The sequence below is a fragment of the Paenarthrobacter sp. TRD_SC_7 genome (assembly GCF_056156245.1).
Window position 1 is genome coordinate 1,372,434 of sequence record NZ_CM149587.1, and the last position, 26,391, is coordinate 1,398,824.

27 protein-coding genes are annotated in these 26,391 nt (G+C 62.7%); 16 read left to right on the forward strand and 11 right to left on the reverse strand.

Going from position 1 to position 26,391, the window contains the following annotated elements; all coding sequences use genetic code 11:
- Positions 1–31 precede the first annotated feature (31 nt).
- The 4 genes from AC0J5Z_RS06825 to AC0J5Z_RS06840 form a co-directional block, all read right to left on the reverse strand.
- Positions 32–1,171 carry an AMP-binding protein gene (locus AC0J5Z_RS06825; RefSeq protein WP_475038379.1) on the reverse strand — a complete coding sequence of 380 codons (1,140 nt, stop codon included), beginning with the start codon at positions 1,169–1,171 and terminating at the stop codon, positions 32–34.
- Positions 1,172–1,178: 7 nt separating this feature from the next.
- Complete coding sequence (locus AC0J5Z_RS06830) at positions 1,179–2,129, reverse strand: 1,4-dihydroxy-2-naphthoyl-CoA synthase (RefSeq protein WP_475038381.1); 951 nt, start codon at positions 2,127–2,129, stop codon at positions 1,179–1,181.
- A gap of 21 nt (positions 2,130–2,150) precedes the next feature.
- Positions 2,151–2,588 (reverse strand): VOC family protein, encoded by a 438-nt coding sequence (locus AC0J5Z_RS06835; RefSeq protein ID WP_475038382.1) that lies wholly within the window; start codon positions 2,586–2,588, stop codon positions 2,151–2,153.
- A gap of 124 nt (positions 2,589–2,712) precedes the next feature.
- Entirely contained in the window at positions 2,713–3,441 is a 729-nt protein-coding gene (locus AC0J5Z_RS06840) for a lysostaphin resistance A-like protein (protein WP_475038385.1), read from the reverse strand.
- A 51-nt stretch (positions 3,442–3,492) separates the two neighbouring features.
- Here AC0J5Z_RS06840 and AC0J5Z_RS06845 point away from each other — a divergent pair, with 51 nt between their 5' ends.
- The 3 genes from AC0J5Z_RS06845 to AC0J5Z_RS06855 are packed head-to-tail and all read left to right on the forward strand — an operon-like array spanning position 3,493 to position 6,034.
- Complete coding sequence (locus tag AC0J5Z_RS06845) at positions 3,493–4,437, forward strand: metal ABC transporter substrate-binding protein (RefSeq protein ID WP_475038386.1); 945 nt, start codon at positions 3,493–3,495, stop codon at positions 4,435–4,437.
- On the forward strand, positions 4,434–5,168 hold the full coding sequence (locus tag AC0J5Z_RS06850; RefSeq protein WP_475038388.1) for a metal ABC transporter ATP-binding protein: 735 nt from the start codon (positions 4,434–4,436) through the stop codon (positions 5,166–5,168). Before AC0J5Z_RS06845 ends, AC0J5Z_RS06850 begins: the two co-directional genes overlap by 4 nt.
- Positions 5,169–5,170: 2 nt before the next feature.
- On the forward strand, positions 5,171–6,034 hold the full coding sequence (locus tag AC0J5Z_RS06855; RefSeq protein WP_475038389.1) for a metal ABC transporter permease: 864 nt from the start codon (positions 5,171–5,173) through the stop codon (positions 6,032–6,034).
- 6 nt (positions 6,035–6,040) lie between these two features.
- On the opposite strand, the gene AC0J5Z_RS06860 is transcribed toward AC0J5Z_RS06855, so the two are convergent.
- Positions 6,041–6,904, reverse strand: a complete 864-nt coding sequence (locus AC0J5Z_RS06860; protein ID WP_475038391.1) for a DUF4097 family beta strand repeat-containing protein — start codon at positions 6,902–6,904, stop codon at positions 6,041–6,043.
- Positions 6,904–7,416 (reverse strand): histidine kinase, encoded by a 513-nt coding sequence (locus tag AC0J5Z_RS06865; protein ID WP_475038392.1) that lies wholly within the window; start codon positions 7,414–7,416, stop codon positions 6,904–6,906. The genes AC0J5Z_RS06860 and AC0J5Z_RS06865 overlap by 1 nt, the downstream gene beginning before the upstream one ends.
- Positions 7,417–7,618: 202 nt before the next feature.
- Between AC0J5Z_RS06865 and AC0J5Z_RS06870 the strand changes: the two genes are divergently transcribed.
- The 13 genes from AC0J5Z_RS06870 to AC0J5Z_RS06930 all read left to right on the forward strand — a co-directional run bounded on the left by AC0J5Z_RS06870 (position 7,619) and on the right by AC0J5Z_RS06930 (position 21,194).
- On the forward strand, positions 7,619–9,301 hold the full coding sequence (locus AC0J5Z_RS06870) for an ABC-F family ATP-binding cassette domain-containing protein (RefSeq protein WP_475038393.1): 1,683 nt from the start codon (positions 7,619–7,621) through the stop codon (positions 9,299–9,301).
- A 140-nt stretch (positions 9,302–9,441) separates the two neighbouring features.
- Complete coding sequence (locus AC0J5Z_RS06875; RefSeq protein WP_475038394.1) at positions 9,442–9,789, forward strand: molybdopterin oxidoreductase; 348 nt, start codon at positions 9,442–9,444, stop codon at positions 9,787–9,789.
- A complete protein-coding gene (gene nirB / locus AC0J5Z_RS06880) occupies positions 9,789–12,269 on the forward strand; it encodes a nitrite reductase large subunit NirB (protein WP_475038395.1) in 2,481 nt (826 codons plus the stop codon). Before AC0J5Z_RS06875 ends, nirB begins: the two co-directional genes overlap by 1 nt.
- On the forward strand, positions 12,266–12,601 hold the full coding sequence (locus tag AC0J5Z_RS06885; protein WP_475038396.1) for a Rieske (2Fe-2S) protein: 336 nt from the start codon (positions 12,266–12,268) through the stop codon (positions 12,599–12,601). Before nirB ends, AC0J5Z_RS06885 begins: the two co-directional genes overlap by 4 nt.
- A gap of 215 nt (positions 12,602–12,816) precedes the next feature.
- Positions 12,817–14,280 (forward strand): amino acid permease, encoded by a 1,464-nt coding sequence (locus AC0J5Z_RS06890; RefSeq protein WP_475038397.1) that lies wholly within the window; start codon positions 12,817–12,819, stop codon positions 14,278–14,280.
- Between the two features lie 607 nt (positions 14,281–14,887).
- Positions 14,888–15,346, forward strand: a complete 459-nt coding sequence (locus AC0J5Z_RS06895) for an SRPBCC family protein (RefSeq protein ID WP_475038398.1) — start codon at positions 14,888–14,890, stop codon at positions 15,344–15,346.
- Positions 15,346–16,002, forward strand: coding sequence for a pentapeptide repeat-containing protein (locus AC0J5Z_RS06900; protein WP_475038399.1), 657 nt, complete (start codon positions 15,346–15,348; stop codon positions 16,000–16,002). The genes AC0J5Z_RS06895 and AC0J5Z_RS06900 overlap by 1 nt, the downstream gene beginning before the upstream one ends.
- Positions 16,003–16,144: 142 nt before the next feature.
- Positions 16,145–17,371, forward strand: a complete 1,227-nt coding sequence (locus tag AC0J5Z_RS06905; protein WP_475038400.1) for a thiolase family protein — start codon at positions 16,145–16,147, stop codon at positions 17,369–17,371.
- A complete protein-coding gene (locus tag AC0J5Z_RS06910) occupies positions 17,371–18,189 on the forward strand; it encodes an enoyl-CoA hydratase/isomerase family protein (protein WP_475038401.1) in 819 nt (272 codons plus the stop codon). Before AC0J5Z_RS06905 ends, AC0J5Z_RS06910 begins: the two co-directional genes overlap by 1 nt.
- Positions 18,186–19,049, forward strand: coding sequence for a 3-hydroxyacyl-CoA dehydrogenase family protein (locus AC0J5Z_RS06915; RefSeq protein ID WP_475038402.1), 864 nt, complete (start codon positions 18,186–18,188; stop codon positions 19,047–19,049). Before AC0J5Z_RS06910 ends, AC0J5Z_RS06915 begins: the two co-directional genes overlap by 4 nt.
- A gap of 26 nt (positions 19,050–19,075) precedes the next feature.
- Positions 19,076–19,672, forward strand: coding sequence for a GNAT family N-acetyltransferase (locus tag AC0J5Z_RS06920; RefSeq protein ID WP_475038403.1), 597 nt, complete (start codon positions 19,076–19,078; stop codon positions 19,670–19,672).
- Positions 19,673–19,683: 11 nt separating this feature from the next.
- Entirely contained in the window at positions 19,684–20,139 is a 456-nt protein-coding gene (locus tag AC0J5Z_RS06925) for a DUF3592 domain-containing protein (protein WP_475038404.1), read from the forward strand.
- Positions 20,140–20,288: 149 nt separating this feature from the next.
- Positions 20,289–21,194: an SGNH/GDSL hydrolase family protein gene (locus AC0J5Z_RS06930; protein ID WP_475038405.1), complete on the forward strand. Its 906-nt coding sequence runs from the start codon at positions 20,289–20,291 to the stop codon at positions 21,192–21,194.
- Between the two features lie 89 nt (positions 21,195–21,283).
- Here the strand turns inward: AC0J5Z_RS06930 and AC0J5Z_RS06935 are convergent, their stop codons facing one another.
- The 5 genes from AC0J5Z_RS06935 to AC0J5Z_RS06955 are packed head-to-tail and all read right to left on the reverse strand — an operon-like array spanning position 21,284 to position 26,310.
- Positions 21,284–22,411, reverse strand: coding sequence for a Gfo/Idh/MocA family protein (locus AC0J5Z_RS06935; RefSeq protein ID WP_475038406.1), 1,128 nt, complete (start codon positions 22,409–22,411; stop codon positions 21,284–21,286).
- Positions 22,408–23,181, reverse strand: coding sequence for a ThuA domain-containing protein (locus tag AC0J5Z_RS06940; protein ID WP_475038407.1), 774 nt, complete (start codon positions 23,179–23,181; stop codon positions 22,408–22,410). The genes AC0J5Z_RS06935 and AC0J5Z_RS06940 overlap by 4 nt, the downstream gene beginning before the upstream one ends.
- Before the next feature lie 28 nt (positions 23,182–23,209).
- On the reverse strand, positions 23,210–24,067 hold the full coding sequence (locus AC0J5Z_RS06945; protein ID WP_475038408.1) for a carbohydrate ABC transporter permease: 858 nt from the start codon (positions 24,065–24,067) through the stop codon (positions 23,210–23,212).
- A gap of 7 nt (positions 24,068–24,074) precedes the next feature.
- The gene (locus AC0J5Z_RS06950; RefSeq protein WP_475038409.1) at positions 24,075–25,064 is read right to left on the reverse strand and encodes a carbohydrate ABC transporter permease; all 990 of its coding nucleotides are present in this window, start codon (positions 25,062–25,064) and stop codon (positions 24,075–24,077) included.
- Positions 25,065–25,074: 10 nt separating this feature from the next.
- The gene (locus AC0J5Z_RS06955) at positions 25,075–26,310 is read right to left on the reverse strand and encodes a sugar ABC transporter substrate-binding protein (protein ID WP_475038410.1); all 1,236 of its coding nucleotides are present in this window, start codon (positions 26,308–26,310) and stop codon (positions 25,075–25,077) included.
- Positions 26,311–26,391 lie beyond the last annotated feature (81 nt).

The window sequence follows — 26,391 nt, forward strand, 5'->3', positions numbered from 1 at the left end:
CATAGTCAGGGGGCGGGAGGGAAGAACTTGTCTATTGTCCCTGATGCAGCTTGGAAAGCCGGTCAATCATGGTCATACGGTCCGGTTTTCCGTTGGGCAGCATGAGCAATTCCTTATCCGCGAGGACTGTCTTGGGCGCCAGGACGCCCAGTGCGGCCTCGCGGCGGGCCGTGAAACCCTTGATGCCTTCGGGGCTGGGATCGGCCACGGCAATGTACGCCGCAACGGCCTGGCCCCATTCGCGCGACGGGACGCCGGCGACGAAAGCCGCGGTGACGCCGTCGAGCTCTTCCAGCTTGCTTTGGATGTACGCGGCGGAGGCTTTGACGCCGCCAGTGATGATGACGTCGTCGGCGCGGCCCAGCACAGTGAGCTTGCCGTTTTCGGACAGCTCGCCCAAATCTCCGGTGACGTACCAGCGGACGCCATCCTCCTCGAAGAAGGCGGCCTTGGAAGCGCGGGCGGCGTCCAGGTATCCGGCCGCCACGGTGTCGCCACCCAGCAGGATGCGTCCTTCCAGATCGCCTTCACCGATGCGGACCTCGACGCCGTCCAGCGGCGCGCCGTCGTAGACGCACCCGCCGCAGGTCTCGGCTGAACCGTAGGTGGTAACAACCTTGAGCCCTTCGGCGTGCGCGGCCGCCAAGAGATCAGCCGATGCAGGGGCTCCGCCCAGCAGGATCGCGTTGAAGCGGCGCAGCACGGCGAGAGTTTCCGGCGCAGGGGAGTCCAGCAGCCGCTGGAGTTGCGTGGGCACCAGGGAAGTGAAGCGGATCTTGTCCGTAAGTTCCTCGGCGGCGGCGGTGAAGGCCTCGGGCGTGAAGCCGTTCGACTGGTCCATCACCCATGGACGGGTACCTGCATAGAGCGAGCGGACCAGCACCTGCACGCCGGCCACATACTGAAGCGGGAGTGCCAGCAGCCACTGGCCTTCGCCTCGCAGGGCCACCGCAGTTGATACAGACGAAGCTGCGAGGGCGTCGATGGTCAAGACGGTGGCCTTGGGGGTCCCCGTGGAACCGGAGGTGCGGACCACCACGGCTGCCTCTTCGACGCCGGCATCGACCGGAACCGCCTGCGGTTCGCCATTGTCATCCAGGACGATTTCGACGGCGGGGCCCTCGCCATGGAAGGCAGCCATCAGGGCTTTCAGTACGGGATCGATGTTCATGATGGTCCTAGAAGTAGTAGGGGAAGTTGGACCAGTCGGGGTCGCGCTTTTGGAGGAATGCTTCCTTGCCCTCCACGGCCTCATCGGTCATGTACGCGAGGCGGGTGGCTTCTCCGGCGAAGACCTGCTGCCCGGCCAGTCCGTCGTCGGCCAGGTTGAAGGCGAACTTGAGCATACGGATGGCCTGGGGTGACTGGCGGGCGATGTCGGCTGCGTACTCCAGGGCGACTTCCTCCAGCCGCGAGTGGTCAACGGCTTCGTTAACGGCGCCCATCCTGACCATGTCATCCGCGGAATATTCACGGGCCAGGAAGAAGATTTCCCGCGCGGCTTTCTGGCCGATCTGGCGGGCCAGCAGCGCAGAGCCGTATCCGGCGTCGAAACTCCCTACAGTGGCGTCCGTCTGCTTGAACTTGCCGTGCTCGCGTGAGGCGATGGTGAGGTCGCTGACCACGTGCAGTGAGTGGCCTCCGCCCGCCGCCCAACCGTTGACGACGGCGATGACCACCTTGGGCATAGTGCGCATGAGCCGCTGGACTTCCAGGATGTGGAGTCGGCCGGCACGTGCGGGGTCGATCGTCTCCTGGGTATCTCCTTCGGCATAGCGGTACCCGTCCCTGCCGCGAATCCGCTGGTCGCCGCCGGAACAGAACGAGTGCCCGCCGTCCTTCTCCGACGGCCCGTTGCCCGTGAGCAGGACGGTGGCGACGTCCGGCGTCATGCGGGCGTGGTCCATGGCGCGGTAGAGCTCGTCCACGGTACTCGGGCGGAACGCGTTGCGGACTTCGGGGCGGTTGAAGGCGATGCGGACCGTGGGAAGGTCCTTGACAGTGCCGTCCGTTGAACGCTCAACCTGCCGGTGGTAGGTCATGTCCTTGAAGTCGTCAAAGCCGGAAACTGTGCGCCAGCGTGAGGGGTCAAAGACATCGGAAACCTTGGCGGGGAGTTGGTTGTTCACAGTCCGAGTCTAGTAATGGCCTTAGCTGATGCAGAACTCGTTGCCCTCGGGGTCGGCCATGGTGTGCCATTCGTGGGGTCCCTGGTTAGCCGTCCACAGGTGCTTGGCACCTCGCGCTTCGAGCTGTTTCCGCACGTCATCCTTGTCCTGGCCGTCCAGCCGGACGTCCCAGTGCACCCGGTTCTTGACGGACTTTTGGTTGGGATCCGTTTGGAACAGGATCCGCCGGCCGGTCTTGGGGTCTGTGTCTTCGGCGGGCACGATCGCGCAGCCCTCTGCCCAGACCAGCTTGCCGTTGTGTGTGATGGTCTGGTCCTCGGTTGCGTAGCCCTGCTCGATCATGGACCGGATGAACGCCTCGTCCTGAGGTTCAACGGTCCATTCGAGGGTCTCTGCCCACCAGTCGGCGAGTTGGTGCGGATTCTTGCAGTCCACTACTACCTGGATGTTCAGTGTCATGCTCTACAAGCTATTCCCGAGGGCGGGTGGCTGGGTAGAGAGTTGCGGTCACCTTCCGTCCGGGTTCCCCAACTGAGTCGCATTTAAGCGCGTTTTGGGGGCTCAAAACGTGCACAAATGCGACCTAGTTGGGGAGGAGCTCGGGCGGGACTGCGTAGATGAGGACAACGGCCATCAGGTTCTTGGCGGCGTGCACAAAGTAGGAGAACATCAGGTTCTTGCCCGTCCATACATAAACGGCCACCAGCACGACGGCCATACCCAGGTACGGAGCCAGCGCAGGCAGGGCCAAACCTTCGCGGCCCACTACATGGATGGACGAGAAGACCACTACGGAGATCACACAGCAGACCCAGAGGTTCAGATACCGCGACAACTTCCCGATCAGGAGGTGCCGAAAGATGTACTCCTCCACAAAGGGCCCCAAGAACACCAGCAGCGGCACCATCAGCCATGCCGGCACCTGTTGGAGCATGCCTTGGATGCCCAATTGGTTCTCGGAGCTTTGGGCGGTCCCGAATGCCGCCACGAGAATGGCTGTGAGAATAAGCATCACCACAATGGCGAGCGGAACCATCCCCAGCGTGAACCAAGGCCGGGTTCCCAGGATTTTGAGGTCGCGGCCAGCCACGCGCCAAGCAGACGCAACCGCAAATATTCCGACGCCGGCATAAAAGACGGCGTTAACGGCGTAGGAGGCTGTGGCCGGGTCGGTAAACAGCTGAAGCATCAGCCGGTTGAGCGTCGCGCCGGACACTAAGAAGTACGCGGTGAAGCCGACGTATGCGGCTACGGCTATAGCGTCCAGGGCAGAGAACTTGTAAAGAGGTGGCCTGGTGGAAAGAGCGCCCATATGACTAGCCTAGCTTTGCCGGGTGGCCCATGCTTGGCTACACTTTTCGGTATGCCTAACTTTTCGTTTCGGCGCGCCAAAGAAGTCCGCCGTTTCGCTGCTGTCCTGACCGTCATAGCAATAGCCCTGGGAGTCTCCGCCTGCGGTGGGAACTCCTCCGCGGGAAATGACGACAAGCCCGTGGTTCTCACTACCTTTACGGTCCTGGCAGACGTCGCCAAGAACGTTGCCGGGGACAAGCTCCGCGTAGAATCCATCACCAAAGCCGGAGCAGAGATCCACGGCTATGAGCCCACGCCTGGTGACATCCGGAAGGCCGCCCAAGCCGACCTCATCCTGGACAATGGACTCAATCTCGAAGCCTGGTTCGCCCAGTTCGTGGAGGACCTTGACGTGCCGCACGCAGTGGTGAGTGATGGGGTGGACGTCATGCCCATCGCGGAGGATTCCTACGAAGGTAAGCCGAACCCCCACGCGTGGATGTCACCCAAAAACGTCCAGATCTACGCCAACAACATGGCTGAAGCCTTCGCCAAGCTGGCACCCTCCCATGCTTCGGAATTTGAAGCCAACGCCAAGGCCTACAGCGCCCAGCTCCAAACCGTGCAGGACGAGATGGTGTCCAAGTTGTCCGTGCTTTCGGAAAAGCAGAGGGCATTGGTCACCTGCGAAGGCGCGTTCTCCTACCTGGCCCGCGATGCCGGCCTCAAGGAGGTCTACATCTGGGCAGTCAACGCTGAGCAGCAAGCAACGCCGCAGCAGATTACCCGGGCAATCGAGTTCGTGAAGGCCAACCAGGTTCCGGCGGTGTTCTGTGAATCCACGCTCTCGGACGCCCCCATGCAGCAGGTTGTTGGAGCCACCGATGCGAAGTTCGGAGGGGTGCTCTACGTCGATTCCCTGTCGGAGGCAGACGGCCCCGTTCCCACCTACCTCGACCTCATTCGCCACGATGCCAAAGTCATCACCACGGCACTCACAGGAGGAACGTCATGAACACCCCGGCGATCGCTGTTGAGAACGTCACCGTCCACTACGGTGAAGTCCTGGCGTTGGACTCTGCATCCCTGGCCTTGGGGCACTCGCGAATTTGCGGCCTGGTGGGCATGAACGGCTCAGGCAAGTCCACGCTGCTCAAGGTCATCATGGGCATGGTAAAGCCGGACTCCGGCCGGGTGCTCATCAACGGGCAGCCGCCAGTGAAGATGCGCAAGGACGCCGGCATCGGCTACGTCCCCCAAAGCGAGGACGTTGACTGGGCATTCCCCTTGTCGGTGCGCGATGTGGTGATGATGGGCCGTTACGGACACCTCGGATTCACGCGCCGTCCCCACAAAGCCGACCGGGACGCCGTCGAGCAGGCACTGGAACGTGTGGAACTCAGCGAGTATGCCGACCGGCAAATCGGACAGTTGTCCGGCGGCCAGAAAAAGCGGGCATTCGTAGCCCGGGGTATCGCACAGGGTGCCACCATGATGCTGCTGGACGAGCCGTTCGCGGGCGTGGATAAGCGGTCCGAGGCCACCATCACCAGGCTCCTCCGCGAGCTGGCCGAAGACGGCGCCACCATCCTCATCTCCACCCATGACCTCCACGCGCTCCCGCAGCTGTGCGACGAAGCCGTCCTGCTGATGCGCAAGGTGCTGATGCATGGAAGCCCGGACACCGTGCTCCAACCGGAGAACCTGGCCATGGCTTTCGGCCTTGACGTCATGAACAGGGGCTAGCCGTGGAATTCCTGCTGGAACCCCTCAGCTACGACTTCATGGTTCGAGCCCTTGCCACCACGGCCATTGCCGCGGTGGTCTGCGCCGTCCTGAGTTGCTGGCTGGTCCTCATCGGCTGGTCCCTCATGGGCGACGCCGTCTCGCACGCGGTGCTTCCCGGCGTCGTGCTCGCCTACATCGTGGGGGCGCCGTTCGCGCTGGGTGCTCTGGTGTTCGCGCTGATCGCGGTGACGTTGATCGGGGTGGTCCGGAATACGAGCCGGGTGAAGGAAGATGCGGCGATCGGGATCGTGTTCACTTCGTTGTTCGCACTCGGCCTGGTGCTGATCTCCGTGACTCCGAGCCAAACCGACCTGAACCACATCATCTTCGGAAACCTGCTGGGCGTCAGCATCCCTGACCTCATCCAAGTGGTGGTCCTGGGCGTGGTGGCCTTCGCCATCCTGATCCTCAAGCGCCGCGACCTCACGCTCTACGCCTTCGACCCAACTCATGCCCACGCCATCGGCCTTTCGCCGCGCAGGCTCGGCGCCCTGCTCCTGGGCCTGCTCGCGCTGACCTCGGTGGTGGCGCTGCAGACCGTGGGTGTGGTGCTGGTGGTGGCCATGCTGATCATTCCGGGTGCCACGGCGTACCTGCTGACCGACCGCTTTTCCCGGATGCTGGCCATTGCTCCGGTCATCTCCGTGGTGTGTTCGGTGGCCGGCATCTACCTCAGTTACTACTTGGATACGGCGTCGGGAGCCATGGTGGTGCTCACCCAAGGCGTGGTGTTCGCCGTCGTGTATTTGTTCAGTCCCCGGCAGGGGCTCATCGGGACGCGGCTGGCGAAGGCCCGCCGGAAGCGGGCCGTCGCCACGGTGTAGCGCGCGCTACCGTGCTCTGGCGGGCGAGCGCTTCACGGTGATGTCGCCATAGGCGTTACGCGCGCGGATCTCCACTTTGTCCGTGCCTTCGCCGGGTCCGCTGGTGGCTTCGAGGCCATTGCGCACGCGTCCGTACTTGGTGTTGAGGTCAAGCCAAGCGGCGGTGCCTTCTCGCACACCGACGACGAGCGAGCCCGCGGCGGTCTGGACAGTGAGGCTACCGGCGGCCACTTCTCCGACGGTGACGTCACCGCTGGACGTTTTGACGGTAGTGGACAGGCCGGCCCGCTCCAGGGAGACGTCGCCGTTGGCTGCGCTGACGGTGAGCTCGCCGGAAGCGTGCGAGATGTAGGTGCTGCCGTTGCCGTTCTTTACAGTGGCAACGCCGTCGATATCCCGGATGCGAATTTTGCCTGAGCCGGTCTTGATCCTTGACCGGCCTGAGGCGCGCTCCACGGTGACATCGCCCATGTCGGTGTGCGCCCGCAGCTCGTCGCAGTGATCGATGCTTATGTGGCCCAAGTCGGTCCTTAGGTCAGCAGCGCCGAATTCGCCGTCACAGCGGAGGTCCCCCATTGCGGACTTTAGCTCCAGGCTGCTGCCAAAGGGAACTTCCACGGTGATCTCCACCGCGCCGCCGTCGCTGAACCAGCTGTGGCGGAAGCCGGGGTGAAGCCTGACCTGCAAGCGGCCGTCCGAGTAGTCCACTGTGGTTTGCTCAGCCATCCTGACGTCCAGGCTTCGCTTTTCCTTTCGGGGCCGGACGTTGACCACGGTGTCTTTGCCTTCACGGGCAACTGTCCAGATGTCGGCACGTACGGAAACATCAACGACGACGGCGATCGGCTGCGGTGTCTGGAAGGTTGCCATTAGCGTGCCCATCCTGTGAAGTTCTGCTCGCCGGGTTCGCCCCGCGTAGCGCGTTTGCTTGAGGAGCGTCCGTTGAGGGCATCGGCGACGGCCCGGACCAGCCAGGAGTTCACGGACAGGCCGTCATGGCTCGCTGCTGCTTCGACCTGCTGCTTGAGCTGGTCCGGAAGGCGGAGCGTGGTCCGTGAAGTACTGCCGCCGTCGAAGTCTTCCGACGCTATGGTGCCCCGTATTGACTGTTCGATCATTGCCTCGAAGTCGTTGTCGCTGGGCGGGTTGCTCACCACGAATTCGGGATCGCGGCCGCGGAGCCTGACCTCCACGGAGCCGGGAGCGAGCTCCAGTGTGATCTCGCTGGCGGCATCCGAGAGGGCTTCAAGGAGTACCAGCCTGACTGCGGACTCGAGGCCGGCGGTGAGCCGCTCACTGAGGGCCCGCGCTTCCGGGCCGCCAGACTCGGCCGCGGTTTCCAGCTGGTGCTTGAGAGTGGCGACGTACTGGTTTAGCTGCATGACACCATTTTGACGCCATTGTGGTGTCAGGTCAATGGATTGTGGATCTTATTGGTGTCATCCTTGGTGTCTTGGCTTGACGGAACTCCCGATGCCGGGCAGGCTGGAGCGATGAAGTCTTGAGCGCAGCCCCTCTTCCCGGCTGCATCCCCAGTACCCACACGGCTATCTGCCACCCACTGCGGACTTGCGAGGATTCCTCTTGACTGACCACCTTCACCTTTCCGGCGTTTCCCACGGCTACGGGGACCGAGAACTTTTCCACGCCGTTGACCTCGCCATCCACCACGGCGAACACGTTGCCATCGTTGGCGAGAACGGCGCCGGCAAATCCACCCTGCTGCGGCTCATGGCGGGCGTTGAAACGCCCGACGACGGCACCGCGGGTTTGTCCGGTAACCCCGGATACCGCGTGGGTTACCTTGCGCAGACTCACGGTTTCTCCGAGTCTCTGACCGTGGGCGACGCAATCGACACTTCCCTGGCTTCGCTGCGCTCACTGGAGGCGCGCATCCTGGAGCTCGAATCCGGCCTTGCCGACGCCGACTCCGAAGAACTCGAGCTCTACGGAAGCCTGCAAACCGAATACCAACTCCGTGAGGGCTACGCCGCCGAGTCCCGGGTGGAAGCAGCGCTGGACAAGCTGGGGCTGGGAGGCCTGGACCGCCGTCGAACGCTTGGATCCTTGTCCGGCGGCGAGCAGGAACGGGTAGCGCTCGCCTGCTTGCTGGCCGATCCCGCCGAAGCCTTGCTCCTGGACGAGCCCACCAACCATTTGGACGCGCACGGCACAGCCTGGCTCGAATCGCGGCTGGCTGCCCATTGCGGGACGGTGGTGGTGGTCTCGCACGACCGTGTCCTGCTGCGGAAGGTTGCCACCACCATCATCGAGGTGGACGCTGACCGTCGGTCCGTGAATCGCTACGGCAACGGTTACGAAGGTTACCTGCGGGAGAAGGCCGCTGAACGGTCTCGGTGGATCCAGGAGTACGAGCAATGGCTCGATGCCATGGCCGCAGAACGACTCCAAGCCGCCACCGTTGCAGACGGTATGGGTTACGGCCGCAAACGCGACAACGACAAAATGGGTTTCGACTTCAAAGCGGGAACCTGGCAGCGCGCGGCGGCCAGCAAGGTCCGCAACGCCCAGGAGCGGCTCCGCAGGCTCGAGGACAATCCGGTGGACCGGCCGCCCGTACCGCTGAAACTGGCGGCGCCGCTGGGGTCGGTGGCCGTGGCCGCGGCTGAGCCCGCGCTGGAAGCCCGTGGTGTCAGCGTTCCGGGTAGGCTCCTGCCCACCGACATCAGGGTAGAGGCCGGGCAGAAAGTGCTCATCACCGGGCCCAACGGTGCGGGTAAGTCCACGTTGCTGTCCGTCCTGGCCGGGACGCTGGAGCCAGCCGCCGGGGCCGTGGCAGTCAACGGCAAGGTGGGTTACTTGCAGCAGGAGTTGGAGGTGCCTGCCCGGCCAGGGCTTCGCCTGCTGCCGGCGTTCGCCGCGGGACTGGGCGGGAACATCGACGAACATGCTGAGGGCTTGCTGCGGCTTGGACTCTTCCGGACCACTGAATTCCATGTGCCGGTTGGAGGTCTGTCCGCCGGTCAACAGCGTCGGTTAGCCTTGGCCCGGCTCCTTCTGGGCGGCTACGACACCATGATTGTGGACGAGCCAACCAACCACCTGGCGCCAGTGCTGGTGGAGCAACTTGAGGCTGCGCTCGCATCGTTTGCCGGAACGCTGGTGATCGTGAGCCACGACCGCGCCCTGGGGGAGTGGTTTGATCGATGCGCCCGCGCCGACGTCACCGGCGAACACCGCCGCGGTCCGGTCGGGACGGGCGGACATTGGGTCCGGTACGGGATGCAGGACGGTGAGTTGCTGTAGCTGGTACCGGTCGGATTCCACCCCGGTGAGCCGCCCGCAAAGCGATCGTTACTCCCTGTCCTGCAGGCGGAAACACGGCGTCGAGTGTCCTGAAACACGGGCGGAGCATCATGGAAGGAAGCTGGCCGAAAGGAACTTCCGTGATCTCCAAGAACCTCTTCCTCCAAGGCATCTACCCGTTCGAAGGCATCGGCATGGAAAAGCCGGTCCCCTTGCACAGCGAGCTGGCCCACTTCGTCCCGGACGGCGTCGTGAACCAGACGCTGTACTTCCGCGGCGGTAACTCGAGTCCCGAACTCATCACCGTGGTCCTCATGCGCGACGGCGTCCCCATGCGCTACTTCCCCATCGGGGCCAAGGGCGATGTCCACGTTCCGCTGAGGGTGGTGGAGGACATTGAAGGGGGCTCGATGATTGAGCTGTTCATCGTGGCACCCGCCGGCGTCAGGGGTTCCGTAGTTGTGGATCTCGGGATGGTGGAGCACTGATGACGGTGTTGGTGAAGAAACGGCTGGTGGTGATCGGCAACGGTATGGCAGGTGCCCGGGCTGTGGAGGAAATTCTGGCCAGGGGCGGCGCAGACGCCTTCGACATCACCATGTTTGGCGACGAGCCCTACGGAAACTACAACCGGATCATGCTCAGCCATGTCCTGTCCGGTGAGGAAAGCGATGCGGACATTTTCCTCAACGCGCTGCCGTGGTACCAGCAGAACAACATCACCCTGCATTCCGGTGTCCGGGTGGACCGCATCGACAAGTTCAGCAAGCACGTCATCGCCGCCGACGGCCGCGTGGAACCGTACGACGTCCTGGTCATCGCGACCGGCAGCCTCTCACATCTGCCGCCTATGGATGGCGCCTACGCACCCAGTGGTGCAGTCAGGCACGGTGTCTTCACTTTCAGGACCCTGGACGATACGCGGAAAATGATTCAGTTCGCCCAACACGAGCACCACCGCCGGGCAGTGGTGATTGGCGGCGGCTTGCTCGGGCTGGAAGCGGCCCGCGGTCTCCAGGCCTACGGCTTGGATGTCGCAGTTGTCCACTCCGGCGGCCATCTCATGAACGCCCAATTAGGGCCCGACGGCGGTGCAATACTGCGGCGAAGCGTGGAGGCGCTGGGCATCGAAGTGCACACGGGAAGCCGGACCACGGCGATCCTCGGTACGGAGCGAATCACGGGGGTTCGGCTGCGCGATCAACCCGACCTCGACTGCGACATGGTGGTGGTCACCGCAGGCATCAGGCCTAACGTGGATGTCGCCGTCGTCAGTGGGTTGGCAGTGGAGCGGGGCATTGTGGTGGACGACCACCTGCGGGTCATGGATGAAGAGGACATCTATGCGGTGGGTGAATGCGTGCAGCACCGCGGTGAGGTGTACGGGCTGGTGGCGCCGCTGTGGGAGCAGGCCGCCGTGTTGGCCGATCAGGTCACAGGAGTGGACCGTTCTTCGGTGTATCTGGGTTCCAGGACCGCCACCAAACTGAAAGTGGCCGGCGTCGATGTCGCGTCCATGGGGTTATCCGGCCCGGAACGTGACACGGATGAGCACATCGTGTTCTCGGAACCCAGCCGGGGTGTATTCAAGTCCATCGTCATCCGTGACAACAAAATGGTTGGCGCCACCCTGCTCGGCGATAGCCGCAAGGTGGCTTACCTGACCCAGGCTTTTGATCAGGGTTTGCCCCTCCCGGAGGAGCGGCTCTCGCTGATGTTCGATCTCGGCTCCCCGGGTGAAGAGGAGAGCGTCGCGGAGCTGGCGGACGGGGCCCAGGTTTGCAACTGCAACGGTGTTTCCAAAGCGGCGCTTGTTTCCGCAGTGCGTGGTGGCTGCGCGTCGGTCTCCGCGGCCGTGGATGCAACACGCGCCGGCAAGGGCTGCGGCTCGTGCAAGCTGATGGTCACGCAAGTGGTGGAGTGGGCTGCCGGCGGCGCAGTGGAAGAAGATCCGGCGGCGAGCTACTACGTTCCGGGCATCCCCTTGGACAAGGCTGCCCTGATGGCTGAGATACGGGCACGCGGGCTGCGGTCCGTTTCCCAGGTGTTTGCCGCGCTCGCCCCGGGAAGCCTTGAGGACGCCAAGTCCAAGATGGGTCTGGCTTCGCTCATGAAAATGATGCTGGCTGATCAATACATTGACGAACGCGACGCCCGTTTTATCAACGACCGTGTGCATGCCAACATCCAGCGCGACGGCACGTTCTCCGTGGTGCCGCAGATGAAGGGCGGGGTGACGACTGTGCATCAGCTGCGGAGGATTGCCGACGTCGCAGAGAAACACAACATACCCATGATCAAGCTGACGGGCGGGCAGCGGATTGACCTGCTGGGAGTGCCCAAAGAGGAGCTTCCGCAGGTCTGGGCTGACCTGGACATGCCGTCCGGATATGCCTACGGCAAGAGTTTCCGCACCGTCAAAACCTGCGTCGGGAAAGACTATTGCCGGTTTGGAACAGGTGACTCCACTGGCTTGGGCATTGGGCTGGAGTCCCGTTTCCAAGGAATCGAAGCGCCTGCCAAGCTGAAGCTCGCCGTCTCTGGTTGCCCACGTAACTGTGCCGAGTCGCTGGTCAAAGACGTCGGGGTGGTGGCCGTTGAAGGAGGCCGCTGGGAGGTCTACATCGGGGGAGCGGCCGGCGCACACATCCGCAAGGGAGATCTGCTGGTCACTGTGGATACACCTGAGGAAGTCACCCTCCTTGCGGGCCGGTTCATGCAGTACTACAGGGAGAACGCCAACTGGCTGGAACGGACGTACGCCTTTGTGCCCCGGGTAGGCATCGAGCACCTTCGCAGCGTCATTCTGGACGACTCGGAGGGTATCGCCAGCCGCCTGGACGCCGCCATGCAGGCCTCCGTGGACAGCTACGTGGATCCTTGGAGCGAGCGCGATGATCCTCTCACGCCCGGCCAGTTCCGGACCTCCCTGCCGCTGACCGTGCTGCCGCAGGTGCCGGTCCGATGAGCGCGCAGTCCGTGCCCGCCGTCGAAACGAAAACTGACCTAGGATCCGTTGAACAAATTCCGTTCGGTGAAGGCCGGGCCTTCGGAGTCGACGGCGAGCAAGTGGCGGTGTTCCGGCTACGGGACGGAACGCTGCGCGCCGTCGGGGGTGCGTGCCCGCACAAAGGCGGCCCGATCGCAGACGGAACCATCGACCATAGCGTGGTCATCTGTCCCCTCCATCAGCATGCCTTCGAGCTGGCAACCGGATGTTCCACCACGGGTGCGAAGCCCTTGCGGTCGTACGAGGTCTTCGCAGATGAGACCGGGAACATCGTGCTGACACGGTCCTGAACTGCACTTATCAACAGCCAGTTGTTGTCTGCGTCACGGGCATTGTGGTTAATCCCGTAAGATAGACGGGTTGCGCGAAGCTTCGGCGTTCTGCGTTCTTTGTCACACTCTGAGCCCTCCAACGAGGAAAAGCTCGAATTATGTGTGCCAAAGACGCCTGTGTTCCGGCACTGGCGTAACACCTACAGCAACACCCCAACCCACAAGGAACAGCTGTGCCGCAAAGTACTCCCACAGATCTCCAGAGCCCCAAAGCCACATCCGCCGCAGCGGGCTCAACCCTCAGTGCTGAGGGATACCAGAAGACCCTGAGCCGCCGTCACGTCACCATGATCGCCATGGGTGGCGCCATCGGCGTCGGACTGTTCATGGGCGCCGGTGGCCGTCTGGCCTCCACCGGCCCGGCCCTGATCTTCTCCTACGCCATTGCCGGCGTCATCGCTTACCTGCTGATGCGCGCTCTCGGCGAACTCATCATGTACCGCCAGACCTCCGGCTCGTTCGTGAGCTACGCCGGCGAGATGTTCGGCAAGAAGGGCGCCTTCCTGTCCGGCTGGATGTACTTCATCAACTGGGCCATGACAGGTATCGCCGAACTCATCGCGATCGGTCTGTACTTCCAGTTCTTCTTCCCGAACGTGCCCATTGAACTGTCCGCCATAGCAGCGCTGGTGCTGTTGGTGGCCGTGAACCTGTTCAGCGTCAAGGCGTTCGGCGAGTTCGAATTCTGGGCTTCCTGCCTCAAGGTCGCGGCCATCGTGATCTTCCTGGCCGTTGGCACGTTCATGGTTGTCACCAACGCCAAGGTGGGCGACGGCAACGCGTCTGTGGCCAACCTCTTCCATGAAGACGGCGGCATGTTCCCCAAGGGCGGCCTGGTGATGATCCTGGTCCTGAACGCCGTGATCTTCGCTTACAACGCCATTGAACTCGTCGGTATTACCGCTGGTGAGATGGAGAACCCGGAACGTGAAGTTCCCAAGGCGATCCGCGCCGTCGTGGTCCGTATTGTTGTCTTCTACGTCGGTTCGGTGACCCTGCTCGCCATGCTGCTGCCCTCCGACCAGTACGTGGCCGGCACCTCGCCGTTCGTTACCGTGTTCGGCCAGATGGGCCTCGGCTGGATGGGCGACGTCATGAACATGATCGTCATCACCGCTGCGCTGTCCTCCTGCAACTCGGGCTTGTACTCGATCGGCCGCATCTTCCGCACCATGGCCAACAACGGACACGCTCCGCAGTGGCTCACCAAGATGTCCACACGCCACGTGCCCTACGCGGCCATCCTGGCGATCGGTGGTGTCTACCTCGTAGGTATCCTGCTCAACATCTGGCTGGGTGGCTCGCACGCGTTCGACCTCGCGCTGAACACGGCATCCATCGGCGTGATCTTCACGTGGGGCTCGATCTTCGCGAGCCAGATCGCACTGCGGAAGAAGCGCGGCAACGTCTCCAGCCTGCCGATGCCCGGTTCGCCGTGGACCAGCTGGTTGGGTCTCATCGCCTTGCTGGCCATCACGGTGCTGATCGGCTTCGATTCCATGACGGACAAGGAAACCGGCGAGGTCTTCCTGCTGGGCCTGTGGACCCTCGCGACCATCCCGTTCTTCGCCCTTGTGCTGTGGCTCGGATGGCAGAAGGTCAAGAACAACGAACCCAAGAGCGAGCTGTTCAGCTAAGTCTCCGGGTACACACTCGACGGCGGGCGCTTCCCTTTGGGGGCGCCCGCCGTTCGCGTTGTGGGGCCTCCGGTTGTGGGGCCTGTTGTGCGGCTCATGTGGGGGGTGAGTCGCGCAGAGTGGGCCTTGCAAGGTGGGCCTTCCTGTTGTGCGGCCTATGTGGGGGTTTGTCGCGCAGAGTGGGCCTTGCAAGGTGGGCCTTTCGGTTGTGGGGCCTGTTGTGCGGCCTATGTGGGGGGTGAGTCGCGCAGAGTGGGCCTTGCAAGGTGGGCCTTTCGGTTGTGGGGCCTGTTGTGCGGCCTATGTGGGGGGTGAGTCGCGCAGAGTGGGCCTTGCAAGGTGGGTCTTTCGGTTGTGGGGCCTGTTGTGCGGCTCATGTGTGGGGGGGGTGAGTCGCGCAGAGTGGGCCTTGCAAGGTGGGCCTTTCGGTTGTGGGGCCTGTTGTGCGGCCCATGTGGGGGGTGAGTCGCGCAGAGTGGGCCTTGCAAGGTGGGCCTTTCGGTTGTGGGGCCTGTTGTGCGCCTTTGGCGAGGGGTGAGTCGCGCAGAGTGGGCCTTGCAACGAGGAGTCAGTTGGGAGTGTCGGGGGTCGGGTCTAGGCTCGATGTATGGAACACACCACCACCCTGACGCAGCACGTCAACGCAAGCCCGGAGAAGGTTTGGACCGTCATCTCGGACATTCCCGGCTCGGCCGGCACGCTCTCCGGCATCGACTCAGTCCAGATGCTCAGCGAAGGCCCATACGGGGAGGGCACCCGCTGGAAGGAAACCCGCACCATGATGGGCAGGCAGGAAACCGTTGAGATGTGGGTTTCCGAGACAGACCCTCCGCGAAGCACCACCGTCAAGGCGCTTCAGGGAGGCGCGGACTACACCACTCGCTTCAACTTGATGGAGCGCGACGGCGGCACGGATCTGACGCTGACATTCGGCGCCGAGATGATCAATCCCTCGCTCATCAGCAAGGTGGGCATGGCTCTCTTCGGAAAAATCGGGATGAGTATGACCCGGAAGGCCTTAAGCAAGGACCTCGCCGAGATCGCCGCTAAAGCGGAATCGCTCTGATGGCGGCAGCGAAGGTTGCGGCCCCCAAAATCTCGCCGGTGCGGTTGGATGAACTGCGCGACGACGACGCTCCGGACTTCCAGCGCGGCGAACGCTACGACGGCATCAGGTTTACCAAGATCTCCGCTGACGGGGAGGAGCTGAGCGGCTCCGATTTTATCGAGTGCGAGTTGAATGGCGTCTCCTTCAATGAGGCGCAGCTTCGTGGTGCAACGTTCCGGGAGTGCATCCTCGCAGAGCCCTACGCTCCGGTGTTCACGGCTGCGCGCAGTTCCTGGCAGGACGTTGAGATCACCAACCCGCGGTGGGGGTCGGCCGAACTTTACGAGGGGAACTGGCGCTCGGTCCGAATCGACGGCGGAAAGCTGGACTATGTGAACCTGCGCGGCTCCAAGCTCATGGATGTCCAGATCTCCGACTGCATCATCAACGAGCTCGACCTCGGAAACTGCACGGGAACCCGGCTGGCATTGAAGAACTGCACCATTGGCACGCTGGATGTCACCGGGGCCAAGCTAAAAGACGTGGATCTGCGGACCTCGGAGTTCCGTGGAATCAACGGCTTGGCGGGGCTCGCAGGAGTGGTGATCGATGACTATCAGCTGAGCCTCATGGCGCCGCTGTTGGCCGGGCACCTGGGAATCCGGGTGGTCTGATGCGGCCTTGGGCCGGTCTCCTTTGATCCTCAACTGAGGGCATCAGCTGTTGACCGGCCCGCCGCGCCGTGTAATCTTTATAGAACGAACGGTCGGTATATTATTCCGGACGGGTCCCTTTCACTTCGCGAAGGATGTTCTCATGGTCGAGGCTTTTCTTGTTGGCGGCGCACGTACGCCTGTAGGTCGCTACGGTGGGGCACTGTCCTCCGTCCGCCCGGACGATCTCGCAGCATTGGTGGTCCGGGAAGCGGTGGCGCGTGCCGGCGTCGATCCTGACTCCATTGATGAGGTAATCCTCGGCAACGCCAACGGCGCCGGCGAGGAGAATCGGAACGTCGCACGCATGGCCACCATTCTGGCCGGACTTCCCCTCCACATCCCCGGCATCACGGTAAACCGCCTCTGTGCCTCGGGTCTCAGCGCGATCATCATGGCCAGTCAGATGATCAAGTCCGGAGCTGCGGACATTGTGGTTGCCGGTGGTGTCGAGTCCATGAGCCGAGCCCCTTGGGTCCAGGAGAAGCCAACCACAGCATTCGCCAAGCCTGGCCAGATCTTCGATACGTCCATCGGCTGGCGCTTCGCCAACCCGCTCTTCACCAAGGGCGAGCTCTCCCGCGACGGCAAGATGACCTATTCCATGCCCGAAACGGCCGAGGAGGTTGGCCGCGTAGATAACATTTCCCGCGAGGACGCCGACGCCTTCGCTGTCCGCTCCCACGAGCTCGCGCTGGCTGCCATTGCCGGCGGTCGTTTCAAGGAGGAAATCGTCCCCGTTACGGTCAAGACCCGCAAGTCCGAGACAGTCGTGGACACGGACGAAGGACCCCGCGAAGGCACCACCATGGACGTCCTGGCGGGTTTGCGGCCGGTAGTACCCGGCGGATCAGTGGTTACCGCGGGCAACTCATCTACGCTCAACGACGGTGCCTCTGCCATCATCGTCGCTTCCGAGGCCGCCATCAAGAAGTTCGGTCTGACGCCCCGCGCCCGGATCATCGACGGCGCGTCGGCCGGCTGTGAGCCGGAAATCATGGGCATAGGCCCGGTACCTGCCACGCAGAAGATCCTTGCCCGCACAGGCCTCAGCGTGGACCAGCTGGGAGCAGTAGAGCTCAACGAGGCTTTCGCTACGCAGTCACTCGCCAGCATGCGCCGCCTCGGACTGAACCCGGACATCGTGAACAACGACGGCGGCGCCATCAGTTTGGGGCACCCGCTCGGTTCCAGTGGCTCGCGCATTGCGATCACGCTGCTGGGTCGCATGGAGCGGGAACTAGCCTCCGCAACAGGGCCGAAGCTCGGTTTGGCGACGATGTGCATCGGCGTCGGACAGGGCACCGCAATGCTGCTGGAAGGCGTCTAATGGCACTGGATCCGAAAGACTTCACCACCCTCCTGCTCGAGGAACGCGAAGACCGCCTCACGGTTTTGCTGAACCGTCCCGAGGTGCGTAACGCGATCGACCAGAAGATGGTGGACGAGCTTCACTTGGTGTGCGCTGAGCTGGAGCGGAACCCGAAGCTACTGATCATTGCCGGGACCGAAGGCGTGTTTGCCTCCGGTGCGGACATTGGCCAATTGCGTGAACGCCGGCGGGACGATGCCTTGCAGGGGATCAACTCCACCATCTTTGTCCGCATTGCCAAGTTGCCCATGCCAGTTATCGCGGCCTTGGACGGATACTGCTTGGGCGGGGGAGCCGAGCTCGCGTACGCCGCTGACTTCCGCATAGGTACTCCGAGCGTCCGCATCGGCAACCCGGAGACTGGGCTGGGAATCCTTGCTGCAGCTGGTGCCAGTTGGCGTCTCAAGGAGTTGGTGGGCGAGCCGAAAGCCAAGGAGATCCTCCTGGCCGGTGCCGTGCTGCGTGCTGAGGAAGCCCTGCGAATCAGCCTCATCACAGAGATCCACGAAGCACCCGAACTGATGGATGCGGCGCACAGGCTGGCGGACAGGATCGGACGACAGGACCCCTTGGCGGTCCGCATCACCAAGTCGGTGTTCCACGCCCCGGCTGAGGCACACCCGCTGATCGACACCCTTGCCCAGGGAATCCTTTTCGAGTCCCAGGCCAAGTTTGATCGTATGCAGGCTTTCCTCGATAAGAAGTCCGCCAAAGCCTCTCAAGACACCGCCGCATCCGCCACTGCCGCTCCGACGCAAGACAGGACCCAGAAATGACAGCAGCTCCCGCCATCCCGCACGTCGTCGGAGTCCTTGGCGGTGGCCGGATGGGTGCCGGCATCGCGCACGCCTTCCTCACCACGGGAGCCACAGTGATCGTGGTGGAACGCGATCACGAGGCAGCAGCAGGAGCGCAGGGTCGGGTGGCTGAGGCCGTTGCCAAGTCCGCCGCGCGTGGCACACTGAGCGAAACCCCCGAGGCAGCCATGTCCCGTTTCAGCACCTCCACGGACTACGAATCGTTCATTCACTGCGGCCTCGTGGTGGAGGCGGTGCCAGAGGACTATGACCTCAAAGTCACGGCGCTGAAGGCTGTGGAGGAGCACCTGTCAGCCGATGCCTTCCTGGCGTCGAATACGTCCTCACTCTCGGTCACGGGGCTCGCCAACGAACTCCGTCGTCCCGCCAACTTCGTGGGGCTGCACTTCTTCAACCCGGTACCGGCGTCCACGCTCATTGAGGTGGTGCTCGCCAAGGAGACGTCTCCCGAACTCGCTGTTGCGGCGAAAAACTGGACTGAGGCACTCGGCAAGACCGCCGTCGTCGTCAATGACGCCCCTGGCTTTGCGTCCTCTAGGCTTGGCGTCGCGATTGCCCTTGAGGCGATGCGCATGGTGGAGGAAGGAGTGGCGTCGGCGGAAGACATCGACGCCGCCATGGTCCTCGGCTACAAGCACCCCACAGGTCCGCTGAAGACCACCGACATCGTTGGCTTGGATGTCCGGCTGGGCATCGCCGAATACCTTCACTCCACGCTGGGCGACCGCTTCGCTCCTCCGCAGATCCTCCGCGATAAAGTGGCGCGCGGGGAGCTTGGCCGGAAGACGGGCAAGGGTTTCTTCGACTGGAACGGCTGAAGCCCGCGGGCGGTTAGGCTAACCGGGTGACTTCTTTTGAGCCCATCACACTGACCGGAAAATTTGTGACGCTGGAACCGTTGAGCCAGGACCACCACGACAGCCTGGTGGATGCAGCCCGCGACGGCGAGCTGTGGAAGCTCTGGTATACCTCTGTTCCCACGCCGGAGGGTATGGCTGCGGAGATCGATCGTCGCTTGGGCCTGCAGGCAAAGGGTTCCATGGTGCCTTTTGCAACGAGGTCCAACGACACTGGCAAGCTCATCGGCATGACGACGTACATGAACATCGACGCCGAGACTCCCCGCGTGGAGATCGGCTCGACGTGGAACGCGGCGTCGGCACACCGCACGGGCACCAACCCGGATTCCAAACTGCTGCTACTGCGGCACGCCTTCGAAGAACTGGGGTGCCCGGCCGTGGAATTCCGCACGCACTGGATGAACCAGCAGTCCCGTGAGGCTATCGCCCGGCTCGGCGCCAAGCAGGACGGCGTGCTGCGTAATCACTCACGCAGCGCCGATGGCGCCCTCCGCGACACCGTGGTGTTCTCCATCCTTGAACACGAATGGCCCGCGGTGCGGAACGGCCTGGAGTTCCGGCTGGCGAAGTACGGCGCGTAGGGTCCCTCCAAATGGGATCGTTGTCTCCGGGGCAGACGCCGCCACGCAAGCCTCGATTCAGTCTTCGCACGGCCATCATTATGCTCACCGTGGGAGCTGTCTGGCTTCTCCTCTTCCATAACGCACCGCCGAGGGAAGGGACCGTCACCGGACAGGCCATAGTAGTGGACCAGGAAATCAGCTCCAAAGGCCTGTGCGAGCCAATAGCCGATGTCGTGATCGATGGTGCCACCTACCGCACTCCTCCGGGGACCAGCGCCGAGCCTTGCGCCTACGGGATCGGCGATTCAATCGATGTCACCTACCACCCTGATGACATCCCCGGAACGCTGGAAATTCCTTTGGAAGGATCGTCCAAGAAGGCTGTAGGGCTGTTGCCGTTGATCGGCGTGGCTTTGCTCATTGCCGGCACTATCCCTTTGGTGGCCAATATCAATTACCGCCGGAAAGTGAAAGCCCAAAAATAGGGTAGCCACAAGGTCTGTACCGCGTTGCCTGCCGGGCGTAATCTGTCCAACACATTGCCCCGTACGCGGCCGACGGGTGGGCGAGCCGCGAAGTGATCCCTTTTGTCGGACCACCGGAGCCCCAAAGAGCAATATGAAGGGGAAACATCATGGCAACTCATCACGTACGACGTCGGCACTTGGCTTTTGCAGGAGGGCTCGCTGCCCTGGCACTCACGTTAGGATTCACAGCCAGTCCGGCGATCGCCGCGCCGCCCCCACCGGTCACCTATGTGGCACTCGGTGATTCGTACACTGCAGGGACTGGTGCCGGAGATTTGAGCAGGCCGCCTGTTGCTTGCTGGCAAAGCCCCGGTGGTTACGTCGACCTTGTGGACGCCTCACCCAAAGTCACACTGGTGGCTAATTTGGCATGTCACGGAGCTGTGTTATTCCCGGCCGGGCCCTTCTATGACGGCGTGACGCCAACTATCGGCCAACAGATCTTCGCGGGTCAGCAGGCTTTGGCGGGTGCTGACCTGGTCAGCGTCACAGCTGGTGCCGTGGATGCCGGCAGTTTGCTCGCTCTGCAGGCCTGCTCTACGCCGGATACGCAGCTTTGTGCGGCCACGGTTGCTGGAATCATTCAAAACCTGCAGTCTGGAGCTCTCCAAACTGCCCTGGCCACCACATACCAAGCCATCCAGGTGAACGCCCCGGATGCAGTGATCGCAGTTATGGGCTATCCGCGCCTGTTTGATCCGTCCCAAGGCGACCTTGTGCTCAATGGGGTCACAATTGTTCCCGTCCAGAACCAAATACTCGTAAATCAAGCCATTGATGCCCTCAATGCAACCATCGCAGCAGCGGTCGAAAGCAGCGGGACGAACGCGGTGTTTGTCGATGTGAGCAAACGGTTCCTCGGCCACGCTGTGAACTCGGATAATCCGTGGATTGTCCTGGATCTCACGCAGCCGCTTCTGGATGCAAACTTCCATCCGAACGACGCCGGACACAAGGCCTACGCGTCAGCGTTGCTCTCCACGGTGAAGCCCGCCCAGCTAGCCAAGCGATAGCCGGTTCGCCGAGGGGCGGGCTCTCGGGAGTAAGTGGACGTCATAACCCCGAGAGCTAACCCCTCGGCGAGGTTGCGCCTAAGTGCCCGTCACAACGCCACGCTTTCGTGAGCCAAGGCGCTCCGGACTGAGGTCCAGGACTTGAGCACGTCCAGGACGGCGGGGTCGCGCTCAGCCAGAATGGCTTGTTGGTACGAGTCCTCGAGCAGAGAATCCATGGGCACGCGTGTGCCGGTGGAAGCGCTGAGGATGGCCGCTTCAACCATGGCCAGGCTCATGATGTTCTGGTGCACGCGTCCCATGGGCGTGCTTCCCGTGCGAACAGCGGACACGAAGTCCCGCAAGGAGCCGGCAATCTCCTGCCCTGGATCCTCAGAGCGGCCGGCATCTGCAGGAACGGAGGACACAGGTTCATTGTCACCGTCCCACAGGACAGTTCCGTGCTCACCGCTGATCCGCCATGACGCATTCCAAGAGGTCTCCTGTCCCGGGCTGCACCAGCTGCCGGTGAACACAAAGCGCTCGCCGCCAGTCATCTCGAAGATGGCCGTGGAACCTGCATCACCGCGATACCAACTCCACGAAGGGTTGTACTCCTCGCAGAATACGGAGACGGGATCGGCGTCGAGCAGGAAGCGGGCCATGTCGAACTGGTGGATGGCCATATCCAGCAGGAGCGGGTGATCCATGGCGTCGCGGAAACCGCCGAAGTGAGGGGCCTTGAAGAACTCCGCCGACACTATGCCAACAGCGCCAAGGGACGATGTGAATCGCTTCGCATCAAACAGCTGCCGGTTGTAGCGTCGGGACTGGCTAACCATGAACAGCTGGCCGTGATGCTCCGCGGCTGCGGCGAGCGAGAGGCCCTGCGCCACAGTCGACGCTACTGGTTTCTCGCCGAGGACCGGCATGCCAGCGGCAAGTGCTTCGGTAGTCACCGGATGATGCGCGGCAGGGACGGTCACGTTGATGACTGCCTGTGCTCCGACGTCGGACGCCAGCGCCGCTGTCCCTGCACCGAACGGGAGATCGGGACGGCCCAGGGACGCCGCCGCCTCAGCGGCAGCCGTAAGGTCAAGATCAACGATGCCCGCCAGCTCAACCAACGGCGACGATTCGACCGTTCGAAGCCATGCGCGTCCCATGCCTCCCGCACCGACTACGACGACGCGGAGGGGAGTTCCGTCGTCGGGAATGGTAGCGAAGGGCGTGCTCACGCGTTGGCTCCCTGGTAGCTCTTGCCGTTGAAGAAGTCATTGGTCTCGTAGCGAAGCAGCTCCGGAACAGCGCGTTCGGGGCGGTCGGTAACGGCCCACTCCACGGCGTTGGCGATCACGCGACGGACGTCCTTGTGGTGGTAGACGGGGTAATCCTGGTCGCCGGGGCTGAAGAAGAAGATCTTGCCGTGACCGCGCCGGAACGTGCAGCCCGAACGGAAGACTTCGCCGCCGCTGAACGAGCTGATGAACACCAGTTCCTCGGGCGTGGGGATGTCGAAGAACTCGCCGTACATTTCCTGCTGCGGGATCTCGATGGGGTGGGGAACGCCCTTGGCGATGGGGTGCGTGGGGTCCACGGTCCACACAAGTTCGCGGTCCTGCTCGGAACGCCAACGTAGCGTGCACGAGGTTCCCATGAGCTTGGTGAAGATCTTGGACCAGTGCCCGGAGTGCAGCACGATCAGGCCCATTCCGGCCAGGACGTGCCGGTGGACGCGTTCCACGATCTCGTCCTCAACATCTGCATGGGACATGTGCCCCCACCAAGTAAGCACGTCGGTGTTGGCGAGGACTTCCTCGGTGAGGCCGTGTTCCGGTTCGTCCAGGGTTGCGGTCCGGACCTCGACGGCGCCACCCAGGTTCTCCTCGATGCCCGCCTTGACGGCGCCGTGCATACCGTCGGGGTAAAGGCGGGCTACCAGTTCGTCGCGCTTCTCGTGGCGATTCTCGGACCATACGGTGACGCGGATGGGCTTGCTCTCAGTCATGATTTCTCCTTTAAGGTGTGGGAGCGGTCTACTTGACCGCACCGCCGGTAGTGCCGGCGGCGATGTATTTTTGGGCCGCGACCAAAAGGACGATGGCCGGGATGGAGGCGAGTACCGCCGTCGCCATGACGGAACTCCAGTCGTTCACGTAGGCGCCGATGTATTGGAAGATGCCCAGGGTGACGGGGCGGACGGCCTCGGTGGTGGTCAGGGTCAGCGCGAACAGGAAGTCGCTCCACGCGAACAGGAACGTGAAGAGTCCCGCGGTGATCAGCGAGTTCCGGCTCAGCGGAAGCACGATCGACCAAAACGCCCGGAGGTGTCCCGCCCCGTCAACCCGGGCGGCCTCGATCACCGAGGCCGGCATGCCGTTCATGAAAGCCCGGATGATCAGGATGGCGAAAGGGATTCCGTGGGCCGAGTCAGCCAGGATCAAGCCCGGGATGGAATTGAGCAGGCCGAGATCGTTGTAGGCGGTGTATAGGGCATTGGCCACCACGATCCCCGGAATCATCTGGCTGATGAGGATCGCGAACAGGACCACTCCCGCGCCGCGGACCTTGAAGTAGGCCAACGCATAGGCGGCCGGGGCTGCAATAGCGAGGCTCAGCACAACGCTGCCCAGCGAAATCATGAGGCTGGTTCCCAGGTTGCCTGCTTGCTCGTTGATCGCTGTGGCGTACCCCGTGAAGTCGGGCTTCACGGGGAACCACGAGGTTTCCAAGGTGGTCCCATTGGGCTGGAGGGAGGCGTTGACCATCCAGTACACGGGGAACAGCATGACGGCCAGGAAGAAGATGGCCAGTGCCGTGTAGCCCCAGTTCTTGCGTCCCGTTGCTTTTCCCCCGATGCGCCGGAGTTGGGGTGCTCTCAGTACGGTTGTCACGATTTCCTCACTCATCCACTGCGCGTCGGCTGGCTCGCAAGTACAGAACCGCGAAGACCAGGGAGATGATCACCAGCACGTTGCCCAGGGCCGCACCTTCACCGAACTTGAATTCGTGGAAGGAGAGGTTATAGGACTGCGTCGCGATGGTCTGGGTGGAATTGGCGGGCCCGCCGTTGGTGAGGCCCAGGATGATGTCCAGCACCTTGAGCGTGTAGACGACGCCGAGCACCAGGACCACGCTGACCACCGGCCGAAGCATGGGCCACGTGATGTGCCGGAAAGCCTTCCAGCCCGTGGCACCGTCGAGTGATCCGGCCTCATAGAGCTCGTCCGGAATTTCCTGCAGGCCGCCATAGAGGATGGTCAGGTTGAAGGGGATGCCGATCCAAATGTTCACACCCACCACGGCAATGAGGGCCAAGGACGTGCTGGTCAGCCACGGGATGCCGGTATCGATGATGCCGAGATCACCCAGGAAACGGTTCAGCGCGCCGCTGTCCTTATCCAGGATCCAGCGCCACACAGCACTGGAAACGATCAGCGGCAAGAGCCACGGAAGCAGAAGCAGGGACCGCAGTATTCCGTTGAGCGGGAACTTGCGCTGGAAGAAGATCGCCAGCGCCAGCCCGATCACGAACTGGCCGATAATGGAGCCGATGGTGAACAGGACGGTGTTCAGCAGCGAGGTTGAGAACAACGACGACGACAATACAGTCACGTAGTTGGTGAACCCCACCCAGGGGGCTTCTCCGGTGAAGAACGTGGACGTGGTGTATTCCTGGAAGCTCATGACCACGTTCTTGACTACCGGATAGCCGAAGAACAATGTCATGTAGACCACTGCGGGAACCAGGAAGAGCCACTGGAAGATGCGCTCGCGGCGTTGGCGGGTACGGCGCTTGGGTGCTTGCTGGCCGGCACTTGATTCGTGCTTTTTCGGGACCTTGCCAGTGCCCGCCCCGGCCGAGTGAGAAACGTCAGTTGTCAGAGACATGGCAGGCTGCCTACTGACCCTGGGCTTGCTTGAGGGCGTCGGCCGGTGACGCGTTTCCTGTCAGCGAGGTCTGGATGGCTGTGTAGATCTTGGTGGCCTGTGCCGGCCATTCTTCTCCGAGCTGGCCGGTGCGTGCGCGGGCCGTTTTGATCAGCTCGGTGAACGTGGCGAGCTTGGGGTTGTCGCTGGCGAACTTGTCCGAGAGCGTGGTCTTGGAGGGAATGGTGTTGCGGGCGGTAGCCATGGCGAGCTGGTTCTCGTCGCTATTCAAGCAGGAAACCATCTCTGCTGCCTTGGCTTGCCGGGCTTTGTTCCCGGTCTGCGGGACGGTCCATACCTCGCCGCCGAGCGGAGCCACGGACGTCTGCCCGGCTTCACGCACCGGGATCTTCACTACGCCGTACTGAAGCGTGGGTTGCTTGTCCAAAGCCGGAATCTGCCATGGGCCGTTGACCATCATGGCGGCCTTGCCAGCCAGGAACTGGTCCTTCACATCAGCCTGGGTCCAGTTGAGGGCCGAGGATGAGACAGAACCGCTCTTGACCAGATCAGTCCAAAGTTCCAGAGCCTGCTCGGTTTCCTTGGTGTCGATCTTCTTTTCATCACCGCCGTTGGACCACATGACGGGAAGGAACTGCCACGTTCCTTCATAGGTGGGGTTGGCGTTGAAAGCGAGTCCGTACTGGTCTCCTGCAGTGAGTTTGGCGGAGGCGGCCTTGAGCTCATCCCACGTAGTAGGGGGAGTTACGCCGGCCTTGGCCAGGATGTCCTTGTTGTAGAACAGGGCGATGGTGTTCACTGTGGGTGCCAGACCGTAAACCTTGTCCTTGTAGGTGCCTGCGCTCAGCACGCCTTCGGCGAAGTTCTCTGTGCTGACCTTGAAGTCGGCCAGCGGAGCCAGCGCACCTGTGGCTGCGATTTGCTGGAGGTCGGGGTTGTCCAACATGAGTACATCCGGAAGCGTCTTGGAGGAGGACTGCTGGAGAACCTTGGAGATGAGTGATTTTCCGGGGACAGTTTCCCGCTTGACTGTAACGCCCAGCTGGGTGCCGCATTTGGTCAGGGCATCGCCGATGAACGACTTGTCCGGCTCGTTGTTGTAGTAGTCCATCACGGAGAGTTCCGTGACGGACTCGGAGGACGACGCGGCGGTGGAGGTGCCACAGCCGGAGATGACCAGCGGCAGGCCGACCAGGGCGGCCACGGCCAATGCGAGCGGACGGGATGTCGTTTGTGCTGACTTCATTGTCTGTTCCTTCTTCGGGGGTCGATTTATCGATGCGTATCGACGATGCGTATCGATGAGTTCGGAAACGGATGTAGTGCA

What these genes read in the sequence shown, in the direction of transcription:
- AC0J5Z_RS06910 (WP_475038401.1), top strand. Translation starts at nt 17,371, where the DNA reads ATGGCACTGGATCCGAAAGACTTCACCACCCTCCTGCTCGAGGAACGC.
- AC0J5Z_RS06950 (WP_475038409.1), bottom strand. Translation starts at nt 25,064, where the DNA reads ATGTCTCTGACAACTGACGTTTCTCACTCGGCCGGGGCGGGCACTGGC.
- AC0J5Z_RS06940 (WP_475038407.1), bottom strand. Translation starts at nt 23,181, where the DNA reads ATGACTGAGAGCAAGCCCATCCGCGTCACCGTATGGTCCGAGAATCGC.
- AC0J5Z_RS06845 (WP_475038386.1), top strand. Translation starts at nt 3,493, where the DNA reads ATGCCTAACTTTTCGTTTCGGCGCGCCAAAGAAGTCCGCCGTTTCGCT.
- AC0J5Z_RS06930 (WP_475038405.1), top strand. Translation starts at nt 20,289, where the DNA reads ATGGCAACTCATCACGTACGACGTCGGCACTTGGCTTTTGCAGGAGGG.
- nirB (WP_475038395.1), top strand. Translation starts at nt 9,789, where the DNA reads ATGACGGTGTTGGTGAAGAAACGGCTGGTGGTGATCGGCAACGGTATG.
- AC0J5Z_RS06840 (WP_475038385.1), bottom strand. Translation starts at nt 3,441, where the DNA reads ATGGGCGCTCTTTCCACCAGGCCACCTCTTTACAAGTTCTCTGCCCTG.
- AC0J5Z_RS06955 (WP_475038410.1), bottom strand. Translation starts at nt 26,310, where the DNA reads ATGAAGTCAGCACAAACGACATCCCGTCCGCTCGCATTGGCCGTGGCC.
- AC0J5Z_RS06905 (WP_475038400.1), top strand. Translation starts at nt 16,145, where the DNA reads ATGGTCGAGGCTTTTCTTGTTGGCGGCGCACGTACGCCTGTAGGTCGC.
- AC0J5Z_RS06915 (WP_475038402.1), top strand. Translation starts at nt 18,186, where the DNA reads ATGACAGCAGCTCCCGCCATCCCGCACGTCGTCGGAGTCCTTGGCGGT.
- AC0J5Z_RS06865 (WP_475038392.1), bottom strand. Translation starts at nt 7,416, where the DNA reads ATGCAGCTAAACCAGTACGTCGCCACTCTCAAGCACCAGCTGGAAACC.
- AC0J5Z_RS06850 (WP_475038388.1), top strand. Translation starts at nt 4,434, where the DNA reads ATGAACACCCCGGCGATCGCTGTTGAGAACGTCACCGTCCACTACGGT.
- AC0J5Z_RS06925 (WP_475038404.1), top strand. Translation starts at nt 19,684, where the DNA reads ATGGGATCGTTGTCTCCGGGGCAGACGCCGCCACGCAAGCCTCGATTC.
- AC0J5Z_RS06835 (WP_475038382.1), bottom strand. Translation starts at nt 2,588, where the DNA reads ATGACACTGAACATCCAGGTAGTAGTGGACTGCAAGAATCCGCACCAA.
- AC0J5Z_RS06860 (WP_475038391.1), bottom strand. Translation starts at nt 6,904, where the DNA reads ATGGCAACCTTCCAGACACCGCAGCCGATCGCCGTCGTCGTTGATGTT.
- AC0J5Z_RS06885 (WP_475038396.1), top strand. Translation starts at nt 12,266, where the DNA reads ATGAGCGCGCAGTCCGTGCCCGCCGTCGAAACGAAAACTGACCTAGGA.
- AC0J5Z_RS06895 (WP_475038398.1), top strand. Translation starts at nt 14,888, where the DNA reads ATGGAACACACCACCACCCTGACGCAGCACGTCAACGCAAGCCCGGAG.
- AC0J5Z_RS06900 (WP_475038399.1), top strand. Translation starts at nt 15,346, where the DNA reads ATGGCGGCAGCGAAGGTTGCGGCCCCCAAAATCTCGCCGGTGCGGTTG.
- AC0J5Z_RS06825 (WP_475038379.1), bottom strand. Translation starts at nt 1,171, where the DNA reads ATGAACATCGATCCCGTACTGAAAGCCCTGATGGCTGCCTTCCATGGC.